Origin of the sequence: Paenibacillus sp. NRS-1781 (assembly GCF_050467745.1) — a bacterium.
Classification (GTDB): domain Bacteria; phylum Bacillota; class Bacilli; order Paenibacillales; family Paenibacillaceae; genus Paenibacillus; species Paenibacillus terrae_A.
The window spans coordinates 19,502-36,692 of sequence record NZ_JBITPI010000043.1 but is presented as its reverse complement, the minus strand read 5'-3'; the positions used below and the strand labels follow the sequence as shown (position 1 = coordinate 36,692).

Here is a 17,191-nt window from a genome sequence, read left to right as displayed (position 1 = left end):
AATGGTTGCTCCGTTTCCCCTATGGATGATTAAAGTGCAGTCGTTTATATAAAATAGGAAATTTTACGTCGATTAATTTCTCTTTATCTTCTTATTTTATCATCTACAATAAGGGTTATAAAGCATAGTTGTGGAGGTATTTACCATGCATGACAAGATGAGTGGAACGTCTTTGCCGAAACCGTCGTTCCTGTCCGCCTTTACTGCGGCGATTGTGTTGGCGCTGGTTCATCAATATCTGTTTTACGGGCATGCGCTGGGCGTGTCTCTGCCGATTTTTGTCATTCTGTTCTACACCTATATGTATGTCTATAACCGGGATCGTATCCGGCTTGACTCGTGGATGGGGCGACTGCTGTTTATCGTAATTGTGCTGCTGTCGCTGACGTATGCGCTGTTCGATAATCCGGTTCTATATGTGCTAAATGCATTGGCTATACCTGCTCTGATTAGTGTACATATGGTGATGCTGTTCGGGGAGAAGAGGCATAGCTGGTCCGAACCCGGTATCATCGGGCAAGCGTTAAGCCATTTGTTTTATCAAAATCTGCGGCATGTCGTGACTCCGTTTCGGATGTTCAAAACAGCAGCCTTTCGGAATGTAAAGAATGAGCGCAAACGTGTATTGGGGAAAGTGATAGTCGGTTTGCTGATCGCCCTGCCGCTGCTGTTCATTATCATATCTTTGCTGGCATCAGCGGATGGGATGTTCGAGGAGTTGTTATCGTGTATACCTTCATGGATCGGCACGCTGTCATTTGGTAGCGGAATGCTGCGGCTGATCTGGACCTGCTTCTTTACCTTCTGTTTTTTCTGCTATTTGTGGGGATTCGTACAGCCTGCTTTGCGTGATCCAGAGCAAGAGGCGCAGTCGTGGCACGGGTTAAGCGAGGGGGCGAAGGGTCAAACCACCGAGTATGATGGTCATTCCTCGATGATCATCGACAGACCAAGGATACCTTATCACGAGCTGGTAGCGATCAGGTTTGATCCTGTGATTACAGCTACGGTGCTGATGGTTATGAATCTGGTGTATGTTGTATTCGTCGTATTGCAGTTCGGATATCTGTTTGGTGCATGGGAAGGTGCCTTGCCGGAAGGAACCTCATATGCAGAATATGCGAGAAGGGGCTTCGGGGAGCTGGTTATGGTGACAGGTATCAACTTTGTCCTGATGATCAGTGTGCTAAAGTGGACCGAATTCGGCTCAAATATATTGCAAAAAATGAACAACAGCCTGCTGTATGTACTCGTGGGCTGCTCGGGTGTGATGCTGTATTCGGGTTATACCCGGCTGGTCATGTATGAACAGGCGTACGGATATACATACACCCGTTATCTGGTACACGCATTTATGATTTTTCTGGGCTTGCTGCTGCTCATTGCAGCGGTGCGCATTCATGTCCGTCAGCTTCCGCTGGCGAAATATTATGTTGTACTCGCTTTGGTGGCGTATCTCGTCGTGAATTATGTGGGTATTGATGTACGGATTGCTGAAAATAATCTCGAACGGTATCGCACGACCTCGGTGATCGATAAGGAATATTTGAGTGGGCTATCGGCGGATGCTATTCCGCTGCTGATTGAATTTAGCCGTAAGGAACACGGAGCGATGGATGAGTTTCTACAAGGTCGTCTGATGAGCATGACGAGGGAAGAAACGGCATGGCCTGCGTTCAATTGGGCCGAATATCGGGCACAGCGCAAGCTGCACGACTATATTTTGGAATGAGAGGTGCTTGGGAATGATCGGAACAGATGCAGTACAGGGTATGGTGTTGGAGCTACAAAATGAAATGTCACAGTATCAGCATCAGTTTGTTGCAAGACGGAACGCTTTTCTCGCGGAGGCTATGTATCTCGGTTTGAGTGAGGGGGAGGCCCGCTCTTATGCTATCCAGAGCATCGGTCCGATCGTTCCCGTCACGTGTATGCCCATGCTGGCTCCCGGCAAAACCCGGCCGCTCAGTCCGATGCTGGAAGCACGCTACCGTTATGCCGGGTACTGGCAGGACATGGGAGAGCATATGCTCTTGCCGGATGACGTGCTACGGATCTCAAGCACAGAGCGGTTTCGCAGTTGGATCAGCGATATGCGGAATTATTGGGTCGAATCGGCCCCATACCGATTTGGGGATGATCGTCTTTCGCTGCTGTCGGTCGCCAATGAGGAGGAAGGCCACTTTTCCATGCTGGTCTGGAAGGAGCCCGCTGAGGAGCCAGAGGTGTGGACCTACGCTTCGCAGCATGAATACCGATTCAGTCATGTGCTCCACTGGTTCAAGTGGCTGAACGGGCGGAGTGAAGAATGAGAGGTAACTATGATTAAAAAGAATCGTATATCTGACTTTTTTGAAGCCGGAATTAACCGACAAGTACGCTTTGACATAGATGTCGAAGTGTATTTGCCAGTCAAGCCCGTAAAAGTGCAATATAACACCTCTTATATGGGCTATCCTCCTATACATGATGCAAATTGTAGTTATCTAACAGATCCGTCTGCTTACCAAAACTCTTCCAAGCGTAAGGATACGCTCGCATTACCGTTGACATTGTTCAATGTTCGCAAGGCCAGAGTTAAATTACCGTTTCCGGGAAGTGTAAAAGGAACTTGTACATTGGTGACACCCTCTATCGTTCCTGCAACTGACAGGCCCCCCAACACCCGAACGCCTTGAGACGTATTCATAGCCGTTGCCAAGATATCCGACTGCAAGGAGCTTTCGGAAGAGGGAGTCCCGCTCACTGCTCCGAAGGATGCGCCAGTGAGGACTGAATTAATCCGGACTTCCCATTGGAGATCGGCCGAAGCCAATATATCAAAGCTGGCAGTCCCCAAATTTATAGAGTTTACCTGGGTACTGTTGTCTGGAAAAAAGGATTTTCTTCGGAAGCTCACTGTAGGAGTGAAGGCAGTACTTGATATCGTGGCATTGATCCGGGTTTCTGTTGTGATTCGAGAGGTCTTAAAGATGGAACCCAGGTTGGTAAAATACCTTCCTCCTACATTGATGCTGAAGGCTCCCCCGGATGCACCGTTGAGGACGGTTGCCCTGATATTCTGGTTAGCGTCCTTCAGTAGTGCAGCGCTTGACGGAGTGAAGCGATGCACTGTAACGGCTTGCTGAAACAGCTGAGGATTAATTGCAATGATACGGAATTCTACTTGTCCGTAGGTATAGTTGTAGCGAACCTGATAAAGATAGCCGTCAGTTGTGTCCAGGGTCACCCGACTAGAACCGGTTCCATCCATCGCATCAATATTCCATGAGGATTGATACACCTTCAACGTCTCTACTCCATTTTGTAGCAGAGCCACATATACGCCGCTGCTATCTTGTCCAAAATAAGCCCCATTCGTGTTGTCGCTATATCCCCATTCAGCCCGCTGAGTTCCTGTGGGGGGGATAGGGACTTGTACATTAATACCGGATTCAAATGCCGCCCCGTTAAGAAATTGTCCGCGTTCGGCTGTTTGGAGCTCTGCACGATCATTGGAGGCTGCTGATGTACTCAGTTGATACGTTTCTGCCGAATTTTGCACATTTCCTCCGCCGTTTGTGGTGATAATATCCCTCAACTGAGAAATACCATAATTGGAAGCGTAGTTGAACTGAGGACTTGCTTCAGCCGTTTGTAACTTGTCAGTCATTGAGTTCAGTGTTGGTGAAACGCCTGATAAGTTGTATATCGGTTGAATTGTTGGACTCATGGATGTACCACTCCCTTCTATAAACATTGAAATTTACCTGATGATGAATTCAACCATGATCGGTACAGACGGATCAAGTGTGTCTCCATCTGGAAAGTTAATCGCAGTTGCTGAAACGGAGGATGAATTATCCAATTGGAGTACACCGTTAATATAGAGAAGATAGTAGTTAAACGTTGTTGGAAATGAAGTTACTGTCAATCCTGCATCATCAATAAAGTTTATAGCTGCAATTGAAAAGGAGGCTCCTGTTCCTGTGCCTTCTAAAATGTTGGAGACAAATTTTTTTGATCCCTGATACGGAGGAATGATTGGCATAAGTATATCTCACCTCCAGTTATTGAAACCTGGAGATTCACAGTTTACGAGACTGCGAATCTCCAAGCTAACGTATATCATTTGAGAAAAGGGTCCTGAATCCACTTTATTTTAAAAAAATAATTAAGTGCTGATCGTAACCGTTGGTGCTGAAATGGCTGGTTGAGTCGTAATGGTTGAGACTGTATTCCCAAAGCTGGCTATAGCCAGGGTGATAGGAACACCTACGGAAATATCAGTGGTCGCCAAAACTAGACTGGCGGGTGTCAAAGTGGATAAAGTAGCCTGCTGCAAAACACCATTCACAAATACATTGTAATAATCGTCTGCGCTAAGGACAGGTAAAGCGACGACTGGAGCATCAGCATCATCAACAAAGCTTGCGGCGAGAAGTGTTGTAACACCTCCGGCAATATCACCAGCAGTTACAGCTGAGAAAAAATTTGTAATAGCTGGGCTTACAGTAGTGGTGACTACGCCTCCGCTTGCGACCGGTGCAGTTGCAACGGCGGTATAAACAGGTTTAATAACGGGCATGTTGGTGCCTCCATTCTAAAATTGGGAAATTTATTTTTCTGAAAAAAGCAGGGGATTCAGTCCTACTTTCAGTAAATTCAGAAATGAAAATAATGTAACGGCGAAGTGGTAGTAAGTATTAATAGATTAATTAAAATTGATGTTTTTTGAAAAAAGAATTTAAGGAGGTCATCTGTCCAATCAGGTTGGTTTAGATTCCATAAGATAATGAAACTGTACTTAATTATGGAGGTGTTAGTATTGGGAAATTTATTGTTGCGTAAAAGATATCGCTTGACCAAGGTGACAAGGAGAACAAAGAAAGAAAGAGAACGAAAGATGGGATCATTGCGTTGTATGCCCATTTATCGTACAGAAACGAGCTGCATGCGTAACAAAAAGGGAAAGAAACGTATTTATAGACAGGGTAGAAGAAGAAGGAGAATATGCGCTTATAGACATCATTTGCACGCTGAGCGGGTGCCCTCAGGTTTATCAAATAAAAAAATCTGCTTTATGAAATTTAAAGGCCAACGAAGACTGCGAGTCGAACAGAAACCTCAAGGAAATTCAGGAGAAGCCATTCAAGGGGTGCAGGGATTAAGGGGGGCCGATGGTCATGCTGGACATCAAGGTATACAGGGTCTGGCAGGGACCCAGGGCATTCCGGGTAGTGCCGGGCCCCAGGGCCAGGCGGGCGCCATGGGCCCCCAAGGTGAGCGGGGGCTTCAGGGGGTTCCAGGGATTCAAGGCTTGCAAGGAGAGGTTGGGCCACAGGGAGACCAGGGACCACCGCTTAATTTGGATGGGATCACGGTTGTGCCTGAGGTACAGCGATATTTCTATTTTGCCGATTCAGATCTAACGGGTACGATTCAAATCTCTATTTCCCAGTTTACGAATGATGATGGACAGTTGGCAAGTCAGCTTCCAGAATTGGGTGCGAACAGCTACACAGATTTGTATATTAATGGGGTACTGCAGGAAAGCAGGTTGTACCAGATAAGTAGGAGCACATTGACTGTTGAATTGGAAGAAGCTCTTGTAATTACGGGTACGCCGTTTATTTTCGAGGTTTTTCAATTTACATTACAAATGGCGAACTGAGTGAAATTATAAATTGGTATGATTAGACCAAACCGTGTATCTCCTGTTGAAGAGATTACATTATCTGATTATTATGAAGCCCATACTACTACCGATGTAACTTCTTCAGCAGGTACCGTTTCTTTTCCAATTCACGCCATGTGATGATAAATATTTCCTTATCCAAAGCATGTATGCCTATTTTGGGTGTATTGAGTCTTATGAATAAGGAGGTTTTTTCTTGGATCGCGTAGGAATGGTCAGGGACTTGGATAGCTTAGGTCGGATTGTCATCCCCGTAGATATAAGGAGGCGTCTTGGGATTGACAAGTATACAGCCATGGAATTTTGGATGACGGAGAGTGGCTTGATTATGCGACGATGCGTGGGGGAGGCATGTATTTTATGTGGCGAGCTTCAACATCTTACATATTTTAAAAATGCTTGGATATGTATCTTCTGTATGAATGAACTGAAAAATAAATGATAGAGCGGGTAATCAGATGATTTGGCATGTATGTTACAATAAAAGGGCGAGTGACCCACCACAAGTTTCTCGCCCAGTCGATTGCTGTCAAGCGATCGGCTTTTTTAATTTTGTATAGTACATCCGATGATATTGATTAATCAGCTCGTCCAAAACCATAGATTGCCGGAGTACATACATGTGACCTAGTCCGTATTTCGCTTGCAAATCATAGAGCCGTTGTCGATTGTTCTCTAGTCGCTGTTGCAATGTTACCTCACTTTCCATCATACATCCCTCCTTAGATGGTACTTATTTTAGGGTGCCATGTGTATTTTTGGGAAAAGTGAAAGTGCATGATGCCTCATCCTTTAAAAGAAAAAACCAGCTCAAAAAGCTGGCTGTAAGTGAAATTAATATCTACAAGTGGTTATAGCTCGATCTCGATAGCGACTATTTGGCTTGTAAATAGTCCTATGGAATTGGTAGGGAGTGCAGTTGCTCTCTAAAAAGGCTATTAGAATTAGAGATAGAATAATCTCTCTTTTCTCACTTCGTTAATTAAATTGTAGTATTCTGAACCTGTTTGGTCGCTTGCAAAATTCTTGAATTGCTCAAACAACCCCGAACATTTGATCAGATATATTTTGTGGGGCATATACGCTTTTTGGTTGCTGTTTAATATACTCGGCGTTGAATATACTGGAGGTTTATCCTATTTAATCATGAAAATATCTAGTTGGAACCGATGATTTGGGCTACCAATCCCACGAATCACTAAAGAAACATTCAGATTTTTTTGGATTAATATTTTTAAAGATTACTGACTATTGCCCAAAATCTGAATACTGCTTCAAATTTAAATTATTATAAATGCCTGTTGCATCAAGCTTGGATGGAGATACCTGAATTCGTGGAGACAGATGATAGAGCTTAAAAAAGAGTGTCTAAAATATCATAAATTTTGGAATTTTCATAGTTTTATAGTCAATGACACAAAGAGGGTTTGTTGTTATAGTTTGGGATATGGGGCGATTTAGTTCTCCTCTCACCTTAGAACTGCAATAGTGAGTGTCTAATGAATAGAGGGACTCAAAGGGCTGTGTGCAAACGTCATGCATCTTAATGGGGAGCACATCATAAAAGGAGGTGTTCTTTTATAGAAAATTAGAGGCATGGGGTCTAGCTATAAACCTCAACATTCTTTAAAAATATACAGTTCAAATTTAATCTATGAAATCATTTTGTGAAAAAAAAGCAGATAATGTACATTGTATCATATTTTTTATACATTATATTAAAATTTAGGGAGGATATAGAATGAAGAAGGGGAATATCCATAAAGTTATGACTAAAAAAATCGTTGCAATTGCTGCACTTACTATTTTATCATTACACAGTTCATTGTTTTTTTCTTTGCAAGCCTCTGCTGGTACCACATCCTTATTGTCGTGGGATTTAGTTGATTCTACTAAGCACCTAGAATGGGGAGGAAGTACAGCTTATCAAACTTCATTTAATGCCGGGGTAAATACCTGGGAAAATTATAAATTTGGCATTATTAGACCGGACTATGCATCAACTATTGAAGATGTTACTTTGTCCGATTATTACGATATAGATAACTATGCTGCTCTAACCTATCCATCAGGTAGGATGACATTCAATCAATATCGAATGAACCAGTTGAGTTCTGCTGAGAAACAAAATGTTGCCACTCATGAGCTTGGTCATGCTCTTGGGTTGGAACATAATACAAGTAATGATTTAATGTATGCGTATGTTACGTCTATAACAAGGCTCAGCGCTAATGATAAAGCTTCATACGATCTTGCTTATAAAAGATACTAATTAAGGAGGTACAACCAATGAAAACTAGCATGAAGAAAGCATTTATGATCTTGTCCATTTTCACTACGGTTGCAATACTGGCTTCTGGCTGTTCAAATCCTAAGATAGACAAGAATATAACGAAATCTGGCGAAATTCCAACTAGCTATATACAAGCATCATTTGTTATAGATATAAATAACCCCAAAGAGGTTGTAGGTTATGCTGACTATGCATTTGTAGGCCTCGTAGAAGAAATGACGGGAACGGATTATAAATTTCCTGTCACGAAAGAAACGGAGGATGGCCCCAAAGTATTGACGATGCCCTATACGAATTATTCGGTTAGAGTGCTTGATAATATAAAAGGTAATTTAAAGAAGGATGTTTCCATTCCAATTCAAAAAAACGGAGGTCTGAGTGATGATAAGAGCGAATATTTCTTAAATGAAGACGATCTTCTTCCACAGGAAGGAAAAATTTATGTATTCACTGCTAACGCACGGCCCGATGGTTCTATGTTAGTATCAGGCCCTAATTCTAACATAGAGGTAAAAACAGATGTTTTTTCGAAAAACAGTATCCAGGCGCTTAGTGAAGAGAGCATTGCTAATGAACTAACCAAGACAGAGGAGTATAAAACGTATCAAGATGCCTATAAAAATGAGATTGTTAAAGATCGAGAAAGATTTATTTCCAAGTATGAAGCTCCTTAATATGAGCATTCTGCTGCGAAACTCTAAATACCAATTTCTGATATAAATTTTTGTGAAGCAGTCTAAACCTCTACTATAAGGGATTTAGACTGCTTTTAATCTAAAGTTCAAGAATGAATTATACGGTAACTTACTAAAGGAAGAACTCATTTGATTTTTATATCGTATCATTAGTCAATTGGTAGCAGCGATTAAAAGAAGGAGGTTAAACTTGAACCCTCTATTTATGTGTATATTTAGGACAACTCAGCTATCCTTCACTTTACTTGCATTTGCTCTGTTCAGTGCATCTCCTGTAGTTAATGCAGCTCAAACTGATCATTCTTTGAACTTTAGCGGAACATCCTTATTTAAAGTAAACGATTACGATATCCTGTACAGCGCTCCCGTAGGCCCATATACAAATAAAGAAAATCGTTTAATGGCTCCCCTTCGTTCTGTGTCTGAACTTCTTGGTGCTAAAGTTGAATACAATTTGAAGTCACAGGAAGCTATTATCAACTGGAAAAAAGACAAGATTGTGTTTTACAAAGGTAAGGATATGTATGAGTTCAATGGTGAGACTGTTCAAATGGATACCTATCCTGAAGTGAAGCAGAATTCTTTTATCATTCCACTTGGTGTATTACTAAGAGCTATGGATATTCCATTTGAATATAAAAATAATAAGGTTGTTTTGCAAAATGAATCTTTTAACCAAAGTAAGGTTCTTCAACATGTCACCGAATTGGATTGGGGTAGAAACAATATATTTGTCTTTAATCAAACGCTTAACATGGATGCTGATCAGGCTTCCGTAGATATTCCCGATAGAAAGCGTCCAAAGATTGAAAAGGGAAGCTCGGTTTCTCGAAGCATTTCATTTCCCACTATAAAAGATCCTCTTCAATATGTATTAGTTGCTGGTAGAACGATAAAAACAAAAGATGAGATTAAGTGAAAAAGATAAAAAATAGTCCTTAACGCCTTGTTCATGCTGATTAATCTATTTTCGCACAGTCGATTGCTTGAAGGCATTCGACTTTTTTTAATTTTTCGTATGTTACGTCGATAACAAGGCTCAGCGCTAATGATAAAGCTTCATACGATCTTGCTTATAAAAGATACTAATTAAGGAGGTACGACCAATGAGAACTAACATGAAGAAAGCATTTATGTTCTTGTCCATTTTCACTACGGTTGCAATACTGGCTTCTGGTTGTTCAAATCCTAAAATAGACAAGAATATAACGAAGTCTGGTGAGATTCCGACCAGTTATTTACAAGCATCATTTGTTATAGATATAAATAACCCCAAAGAGGTTGTAGGTTATGCTGACTATGCGTTTGTAGGCCTCGTAGAAGAAATGACGGGAACCGACTATAAATTTCCTGTAACGAAAGAAACGGAAGATGGACCCAAAGTATTGACAAGTCCCTATACAAATTACTCCGTTAAAGTGCTTAGTAATATAAAAGGTAATTTAAAGAAGGATGTTTCCATTCCTATTCAAAAATTTGGTGGACTGAATGATGATAAGAGCACATATTTCTTATTTGAAGATGATTCCCTACCACAAAAAGGAAAGGTATATGTGTTCACTGCGACCGCAGAGCAGGATGGTTCTTTACTCGTATCAGGACCTAATTCTAACATAGAGGTAAAAACAGATGTTTTTTCGAAAAACAGTATCCAGAAACTTAGTGAAGAGAGCATTACTAATGAACTAACCAAAACAGAGGAATATAAAACGTATCAAGATGCCTATAAAAACGAGATTGTTAAAGATCGAGAAAGGTCTACTTCCAAATATGAAGCTTCTTAAATATGAGCATTCTACTGCGAAGCTCTGAATACCAATTTTTGATATAGATTTTTTTAAAGCAGTCTAAACCTCTACTATAAGGGGTTTAGACTGCTTTTAATCTAAAGATGTATATTCCCTTACTTTGCAAATCTTCAAAAGAATAAACCAGCTCGAAGAGCTGGCTCCACGGTATAAAATGCTTTAGCAAAAATCATCAAACCCCACCATGTTGTTCAAATGGTTTGTAGGTAGATCCTTTTTCTAGATGCTGTATTGGAATGATCACTATTGCTACTAACAGGAGAATAGTCACCAAAAGGATCAGTCTTAACTTATTCTTCATCACGCACCTCATTAATTAAAGTTTGGTAGGATGTTATTATATTGGAAGATGCATTTTTTCTATAATGCTCGACTAATTTCACGCACTCAATTATATAGGGTCTATTATTAGTTGCAGAGGATAATTCCAAGCTGTTAATTAAATGTTTAAATCCCTCTTGATTTTTACCTCTACGTAAGTTGTAATTAGCTAATTCCTGTAAAAAATGAGCGATGCGCTCTGACATGAATTGTTGGGTGTACACGCCTACACTTTTTTGTTGTTTAACTAGAGACTGGATCTCTGTTTCAAACCGCTTGAGTACATCATCTACATTAAAATCATATTGGTTAGCCGCTTCAATTATGTTAACCAGTGCGGTGAGAACCTCGTTTTTCTTGGAAGTAACGTAAGTTAAATAGTCTGGAAGGACACTTATATCTCCAGCCAACAGCTTATTCACGTACGTATTAGCCTGCGCCCATTCTGTAAACCGCCCCTTCCATAGCAAGGTCTGTTCATCCGTTTCCTTTACCCAACTTAAATCAGCGTAAGTGTACGTATACTTCAATGCCTGATTGTAGTCTTTCTGGGCCTCACAGACACCTGCATGAAGTAAATAGGAGTAGGCCCAATACACGAATGGGGGATTGACTGGATTCTTCTTTTTCCGTCTTTTCAACTTAACCTGTTGATTGATCCCGCACTGAATGGCAGCCTTGTCTCCCATGATCTTAGCGAATATGTTTACCTTACCCCATTTTCGTAATGAGCGATATGTATTCACTAAATCCTTTAACGCGTCGAGCTGGTCGGCATCATCAAGCCGTTCAACGTAATCCTCGAAATGGATCGCAGCCTGGTAATTTATTTCCTGGTCGTCCCCTTGCTTCGCCATAAAAATGCGGTACTGACAAAGGGCTAGTCGCTCAGAGTGCTGCTTTTTCTCACCGACGGCAATGCTTTCATACAGGATGATAGACGCTGCAAACTTCCCTTGTTGGAAAAAGCCCTCAGCTATGGTAAACAGGGCATCGCCGTATGCCAGCTTTTCCATGAGCAAGCTGACGACCTGCTCAATACAATCCAGCATGTCCAACTCCGCGCAATGGTACAAAAGGGGTCTGACTCTACGGATGTTAGGAGTTGTTGCACTCAAAAAGTCCTCAATATAATTCTTGTAAAAATGCCCTTTGGAGTGGCCTAACGTAGCTGTAATGCGGTCTAACTGATGAACCGAGAGTGCGCGGTTGCCTGTGACGATCCCGCTTATTGTGCCTGGATTGATGTCTGCCACTAGGCCGAATTGGGTAATGTTTAACCCATTCTGTTTCATGAAGTTTCCCAGTTCTGTGCGTATCGTGGTTGTAGGTTCCAAATGTAACAACCCCTTATGGATGTATTATATATACTTTTCAAGTAATTACTTTTTGTGAATTATGGATATATAAAGCTGGAGAGATATCGAAGCTCAAAGCACAAACAACCCTGTATATCTTGAGAATACCAAGACATGCAGGGTTTTTCTTTGTGAAAATTTTTTCAAACTACCGCTTGGTCAAGGCCAATATCTCATCTGCAACGAGATCAGGGCGATATTGATGAATATAATGCTCGGTATCCTTAACCACCAATTGCTTCGATTGCACGGACCAGGAAGTAAATTCCTTTTCGTACTTGTTCCAGACGTCATCGGGAACCCCTAAGTAATCGGAGGTCAGCACAGTAAGCGGGAAAAGGAAGGGCTGTTTGTCATCCAATACGACCTTTGCATTCGTCCGCGATTGACGCAGCTCGTCCTCTATATTGGCATTTTCAAGCTTAAGCAATGAGGCTGTCATATCAATCTTCTTCAGCTTATCCGGCACGAACTTCAAGCCGTTGCGAGCTGCCCGTGAGGCTTCGATAAAACTGTCAGAGTGAAAAAGCATCCGAATTACGCCTGTTTTAATGAGCAACTGATTGATCAAGCCGCCGCGTACGGGCTCCTCAGCATCAGTATAGTAATATTCCGGGCTTCCGCTATCCAGCATCACGATGCCTTGTACCTCGTCCGGGTATTTCTGTGCAAACCGGAGCGTTTCGAGGGAGCCTAGCGAATGTGCTACAAACAGGTAAGGTGGCTTTTGACCGGACACCTGAAGCAATTCGTGTATTTCATTCGTTATTGTATCAATGTCACGCTTCTTGTCCGTCGTATCACTATACCCATAGCCAAACCGGTCATAAACTGCAAATTTAACATGTGGTGCAAGCTTATCGTACAGTGGGGAAAAATCGACATACGGATTGGCCGTGCCCCACCCGGAAGCGAATACAACCGTTACTTTCCCTTGTCCTCCGGTATATAAATGCATATTATGCCCATTCACAGGGTATAGCTTTCCGCTGGGGGTATAAGATTTCAGATCCTGCCGGGTGCTTACCTGTTCATATATCACACCTGATGCCAGAAGAACCAAAATAGCCAGCACCCCGAACATAACCGTCTTCCCTAATCTTTTAAGCCATTTTTTCACTTTTCGCATCCTCCTTTAACTCAACAGCTACTCTCCTTGTATTCCCCTCATTATAAATGCTCAATCTTATCCAAGAGAAAACAGCAGCTTAATTTTAACTTAACTATTTTTCGTGTATTACGTTGTTAAAGAAAGCCGGAATTCACCTAAAATGTTGAGAGGGAATTGAGGCCAACATCCTTTGAATGTGGAGCCATTCAGATGTTCAGGCGACTCCATCGTTTCTTCTACAACTTATATACAGGGGGAAATTCAAATGGCTAGAAGTGCAAGCACCTATGCATCTGTAATTGACGGTTTGAAGGTAGAAACGAACAAAAAGTATTCGCCGGTAGGTGGAACGAAGTGTAATATTTTTGCGCAAGATGTGATGTCAGCTATGTCGGCTTCCTTACCAAGTGGCTTGGCCAATCAGATGGCTGATGCTTTGTCCGGTAACAATACGCCAGGATGGTACTCCGTAACCTTTCTGGATGCTCAAAAAAGAGCCAACCTCGGCTACCCTACCATCGGGATCAAAAAGGCGGACGGGCATGGTCATGTCGTCGTTGTCAGACCGAAGGGTTCATCAATCACGATCTTGAAAGAGGTACAAGTTGCTCAGGCGGGGACCAAAAATTACAACAGTAATACTATTAACTACTCGTGGGTGGCAGCAGATCTGCCTGGAGTGAAATTTTACACGCACGATTGATATCTTCAAAATCTCGGTAAACGTATTGGCTCCGGAAGCAGATGTACTCTCTCTGCTTCCGGGGCCGCCTTTTTTATTTTGAAACGGAACGTTTGGATATAATGAACGCTTTGCCTGGCTTGATAAAAGCAACAGCATAGCCATTGGAGAAGGAGGAGGATTCCACCCTGTACTCAAGCTTGGTCAGCAACTGGCCTTGACGATTGATGTAACCGAATTTTCCGTCTGAGACAGATGAATTTGCTTGTTTACCCACTAAAGCAATACCTTCCTTGAACGGGAATGTGACATCATATTTTTGTTGATATTGAATGACCAATGCTCCGCTTTTATCAATAAATCCGACCTCGTTTTTCGCATTTTTTACACTCGCCAAGCCTTCACTGAAATCCTGGGCATCGGAAAATGTAAAGGGAATCACGACTTTCCTCTGTTTATTCATGTAGCCCCATTTTCCCTTGGCATTTTGTACAGGAGCCAGCCCTTCCGAGAAGTCTCCTCCCGATTTGTATTGGAGAGGAATAACCTCCTTTCCTGTGGTATTTATATATCCGTACAGTCCTTTGCTATCCTGCACAATAGCCAAGCCATCCGAGAAACTGCGACTATATTTGTATTTATAGGGGATCGCTAATTGACCGGAAGCATTAACAAAACCGATTTTGCCTGTGTTGGGTGCGTAAGCAAGCGCTAGACCGTCCGATAATAGATATTCTGATTGAACATTTTCTTTCAATGGAGTAAGGATTGTTCCTGTACGATCAATAATGACATTTTCTTTGGTAGAGGCTAGGGTGACCTTGGCCTTTCCTTCGCTAAATGAATTAGCTTCGGTATATTGGCAAGGAATGACCACTGTTCCTTTGGTATTCATGTACCCATAGAGATTGGTTTTTGTATTTTTCACAACGGCTCGTTGCTCATGAAAATCACCAATGGGTTTAAGCTCGGCGGGGAGAGAGAACGCTTTTTCCCCTTTGGTATTGTAAAACACAAGATTTCCAGCGGATGTTTCAGCGGCTAATAAGCCATCATGAAAAGCACCATCGCTTTCGGGCCGAGCAACGTTGTAATCCAGCGATGTTTTAGAAACTTCAATGGCTGTTGCACTACTGGGAGCAGCCGAACCTATCCCGGAAAAGGTAACGCTGGTACATAGAATCAATATCGCTAATCCAAACTTTTTTAACATGCATAAGCTCCTTTGCAAGTTGATTTACCATAATATAGACGAATCATATGTAAGAATGTTTCTTACAATTCTAAATTTTTCTAATTTTTAGAATGACATATTCATTTATTGTCCGCTGTACGGATTGGTGCGGTAGGTCAACGAAAATTCACCCAACCCGTCAAAGAGCTTATCCACCAGGTAGGCAGGGTCATACAGCATCCGACCAGATCCCAAATCCCGATAGTTCTCGAAGCTCCAGCCCCACGGCGCATCGGCGGCGTTGGCGCGGCCATTGTCGCCCTTGAACGTGCCGTAGCTGCTCCACAGGTCCAACGTAAAATCGTTCCGCAGCGGCCACAGCGAGGTTTCCAGCGGGATCAACTCGTACCCCATACGCTTGCTATCGTCAAAATTACCGATTTTGGAGTCCCATAGCTGTCCACCGGAGGCGTTGAGATTCACCGGAGCTCCGGCCTGAAAGACGTAGCCGGATTTGCCTTTGGCCCCTTTACCGTTGTAAGGCTTGAGCGCGTGTCCAAAATCACCGTCCGATTCGAGGAAGGACTCGTCATTTTGCGCACTGTATACCAAGGGATGGGTGCCGAAGGCGTTCGTTTCGGTGGTAAAGTTGCTGTCATAGTAAACGGAGCTCATGCCCGGATCATATTGAACCGCCTTGTTGGCAGGGCCATACATGCCCAGCTTGGCGTGTCTCGGCATCAAAGCCAATTCCAGCTCGCCGTTCGGATGGGTCACCTTGGTGCCGTCTTTTTTGGCTGTGCCTGGCTTGCGGATCGTGAACATCATGCCTTCCATATCATTTTCATGATCGCCCAGCGTCCCTCGTGGATCATGTGTAGCGTAGAACAGATCGTAGCCAATGAAATAGTGGGTATCTGATTCCACGACCGACCAATACACGCTTGGCTTCAAGGGTAAGCTGCTGCCTTTGGCATACTTGCCGATATTATCCCAGTTGTTTAGCCCTGACCAGTCGCCGTCAAAGTTTACGGGAATCGGAATATCCCCTTCAGGGTTGTTACCTACATCCTGATACAGCACAGGCGACCAGTATTCCGCAAGTCTGGATTGCTCGGAGGCGCTCAGACCCGCTGCTGCTGCCTTGGATGGAGCCACAGCGGGTGCGATCAGGGTCGCCCCCAGAATGATAACCGCTGCTAATGCTTTACTTCCTTTTGTCCACATGATAAACACACTCCTTCGTTTCTTGAGATTTTTAATTCCAATGGAGATTCTTCCCCGCGAATACATGTAAAAAAGGTGTTTACGTCTACGACTCCTTTCCTGATGCGGCTTGCACACGTGTTACAGGATGCCCTTGCCTGACATCGCTGCTGGTGGTGATGCTCATGAGCTTCCAGTATCTTTATTTTTTTCCAAACTTGATGATATACAGTTCTCTCTTTCTTCGAAGAATACCTGCCTGTCCTACTAACACCTACAAATATTGACGTTTCAGCTCCTGTACACGAGCTTCCATTCGTTCCGGTATGATGCGAAATAGTGAAGACCAAGGTATGAACAGCTCCGGTGCAAAGTAATATTTCTCAAATTCCATAGCGGGTACGAAGGACAACGATTGGAGATGGCGCCGTACAAGTCCATCAATCTCATCGTTCGTGGCAATCAGGCCGTGGAACAGCTCGTTCGTCAGCAGCCCGCCCACGCCGGCGCGTTCGTTCGCATTGGTGTACAGGTCAGGCAATAATTCGAAAATGTCCGTGATCGGTGAGAAGGCGTGCTTTCCCGGTTGAGAGTACAGACGCACATGCGTATCGTTTAGTAGATTACTGCGGTCCTTGAGCAGCCCTTTGAGCACCCTGCCATGGAAGCTGGCTTTGCAGTCTACGACCTCGCCATCATGCCCGACATAGACCCACACATGCTCCAACTCGTAGAGGTGACCGATTTCGTAGTCCCACCAGATGGCGTACTCCACAATATGCTTCACCCATTCGTCTGAAAAATCCAATGTAATACAATCGCTTTCATTCTTCGTCTAAAAGAGTTCGACGCATTCATTTTGAAAA

General features: G+C 43.0%; 17 protein-coding genes. 8 read left to right on the top strand and 9 right to left on the bottom strand.

The features are described 5' to 3' along the window. The first annotated feature begins 145 nt into the window (after window positions 1-145). Both ACIFO6_RS15500 and ACIFO6_RS15495 read left to right on the top strand, forming a co-directional pair. Window positions 146-1,732 carry a DUF4153 domain-containing protein gene (locus ACIFO6_RS15500; protein WP_430041678.1) on the top strand — a complete coding sequence of 529 codons (1,587 nt, stop codon included), beginning with the start codon at window positions 146-148 and terminating at the stop codon, window positions 1,730-1,732. Between the two features lie 13 nt (window positions 1,733-1,745). After that, window positions 1,746-2,312, top strand: a complete 567-nt coding sequence (locus ACIFO6_RS15495) for a hypothetical protein (RefSeq protein ID WP_430041676.1) — start codon at window positions 1,746-1,748, stop codon at window positions 2,310-2,312. Between the two features lie 191 nt (window positions 2,313-2,503). Here ACIFO6_RS15495 and ACIFO6_RS15490 read toward each other — a convergent pair whose 3' ends face one another. From ACIFO6_RS15490 to ACIFO6_RS15480, 3 genes are all read right to left on the bottom strand, one after another. Beyond that, the gene (locus tag ACIFO6_RS15490) at window positions 2,504-3,712 is read right to left on the bottom strand and encodes a hypothetical protein (protein WP_430041675.1); all 1,209 of its coding nucleotides are present in this window, start codon (window positions 3,710-3,712) and stop codon (window positions 2,504-2,506) included. A gap of 33 nt (window positions 3,713-3,745) precedes the next feature. Further along, window positions 3,746-4,030 carry a DUF4183 domain-containing protein gene (locus ACIFO6_RS15485; RefSeq protein ID WP_430041673.1) on the bottom strand — a complete coding sequence of 95 codons (285 nt, stop codon included), beginning with the start codon at window positions 4,028-4,030 and terminating at the stop codon, window positions 3,746-3,748. A gap of 123 nt (window positions 4,031-4,153) precedes the next feature. Then, complete coding sequence (locus ACIFO6_RS15480; RefSeq protein ID WP_430041672.1) at window positions 4,154-4,567, bottom strand: DUF4183 domain-containing protein; 414 nt, start codon at window positions 4,565-4,567, stop codon at window positions 4,154-4,156. A gap of 495 nt (window positions 4,568-5,062) precedes the next feature. On the opposite strand from ACIFO6_RS15480, the gene ACIFO6_RS15475 reads away from it, so the two are divergent. Next, a complete protein-coding gene (locus tag ACIFO6_RS15475; RefSeq protein ID WP_430041670.1) occupies window positions 5,063-5,653 on the top strand; it encodes a DUF4183 domain-containing protein in 591 nt (196 codons plus the stop codon). A gap of 553 nt (window positions 5,654-6,206) precedes the next feature. Here ACIFO6_RS15475 and ACIFO6_RS15470 read toward each other — a convergent pair. Then, window positions 6,207-6,386, bottom strand: a complete 180-nt coding sequence (locus ACIFO6_RS15470; protein WP_430041668.1) for an aspartyl-phosphate phosphatase Spo0E family protein — start codon at window positions 6,384-6,386, stop codon at window positions 6,207-6,209. Window positions 6,387-7,418: 1,032 nt separating this feature from the next. Between ACIFO6_RS15470 and ACIFO6_RS15465 the strand changes: the two genes are divergently transcribed. The 4 genes from ACIFO6_RS15465 (at window position 7,419) to ACIFO6_RS15450 (ending at window position 10,449) form a co-directional block, all read left to right on the top strand. After that, window positions 7,419-7,949 carry a matrixin family metalloprotease gene (locus ACIFO6_RS15465; protein WP_430041666.1) on the top strand — a complete coding sequence of 177 codons (531 nt, stop codon included), beginning with the start codon at window positions 7,419-7,421 and terminating at the stop codon, window positions 7,947-7,949. Between the two features lie 17 nt (window positions 7,950-7,966). Further along, window positions 7,967-8,644 carry a cell surface protein gene (locus tag ACIFO6_RS15460; RefSeq protein WP_430041665.1) on the top strand — a complete coding sequence of 226 codons (678 nt, stop codon included), beginning with the start codon at window positions 7,967-7,969 and terminating at the stop codon, window positions 8,642-8,644. 211 nt (window positions 8,645-8,855) lie between these two features. Continuing rightward, window positions 8,856-9,584, top strand: a complete 729-nt coding sequence (locus tag ACIFO6_RS15455; protein ID WP_430041663.1) for a copper amine oxidase N-terminal domain-containing protein — start codon at window positions 8,856-8,858, stop codon at window positions 9,582-9,584. A gap of 187 nt (window positions 9,585-9,771) precedes the next feature. Beyond that, window positions 9,772-10,449, top strand: a complete 678-nt coding sequence (locus ACIFO6_RS15450) for a cell surface protein (protein ID WP_430041660.1) — start codon at window positions 9,772-9,774, stop codon at window positions 10,447-10,449. A 314-nt stretch (window positions 10,450-10,763) separates the two neighbouring features. On the opposite strand, the gene ACIFO6_RS15445 is transcribed toward ACIFO6_RS15450, so the two are convergent. Beyond that, complete coding sequence (locus tag ACIFO6_RS15445; RefSeq protein ID WP_430041657.1) at window positions 10,764-12,131, bottom strand: tetratricopeptide repeat protein; 1,368 nt, start codon at window positions 12,129-12,131, stop codon at window positions 10,764-10,766. A 169-nt stretch (window positions 12,132-12,300) separates the two neighbouring features. Next, the gene (locus ACIFO6_RS15440; protein WP_430041654.1) at window positions 12,301-13,281 is read right to left on the bottom strand and encodes an alpha/beta hydrolase; all 981 of its coding nucleotides are present in this window, start codon (window positions 13,279-13,281) and stop codon (window positions 12,301-12,303) included. A 247-nt stretch (window positions 13,282-13,528) separates the two neighbouring features. On the opposite strand from ACIFO6_RS15440, the gene ACIFO6_RS15435 reads away from it, so the two are divergent. Then, complete coding sequence (locus ACIFO6_RS15435) at window positions 13,529-13,966, top strand: hypothetical protein (RefSeq protein WP_430041652.1); 438 nt, start codon at window positions 13,529-13,531, stop codon at window positions 13,964-13,966. A 73-nt stretch (window positions 13,967-14,039) separates the two neighbouring features. On the opposite strand, the gene ACIFO6_RS15430 is transcribed toward ACIFO6_RS15435, so the two are convergent. From ACIFO6_RS15430 to ACIFO6_RS15420, 3 genes are all read right to left on the bottom strand, one after another. After that, window positions 14,040-15,158 (bottom strand): WG repeat-containing protein, encoded by a 1,119-nt coding sequence (locus tag ACIFO6_RS15430; RefSeq protein WP_430041650.1) that lies wholly within the window; start codon window positions 15,156-15,158, stop codon window positions 14,040-14,042. Window positions 15,159-15,263: 105 nt separating this feature from the next. Then, window positions 15,264-16,346: a hypothetical protein gene (locus tag ACIFO6_RS15425; RefSeq protein WP_430041649.1), complete on the bottom strand. Its 1,083-nt coding sequence runs from the start codon at window positions 16,344-16,346 to the stop codon at window positions 15,264-15,266. Window positions 16,347-16,599: 253 nt separating this feature from the next. Next, a complete protein-coding gene (locus ACIFO6_RS15420) occupies window positions 16,600-17,112 on the bottom strand; it encodes a hypothetical protein (RefSeq protein ID WP_430041647.1) in 513 nt (170 codons plus the stop codon). Between the last annotated feature and the right edge of the window lie 79 nt (window positions 17,113-17,191).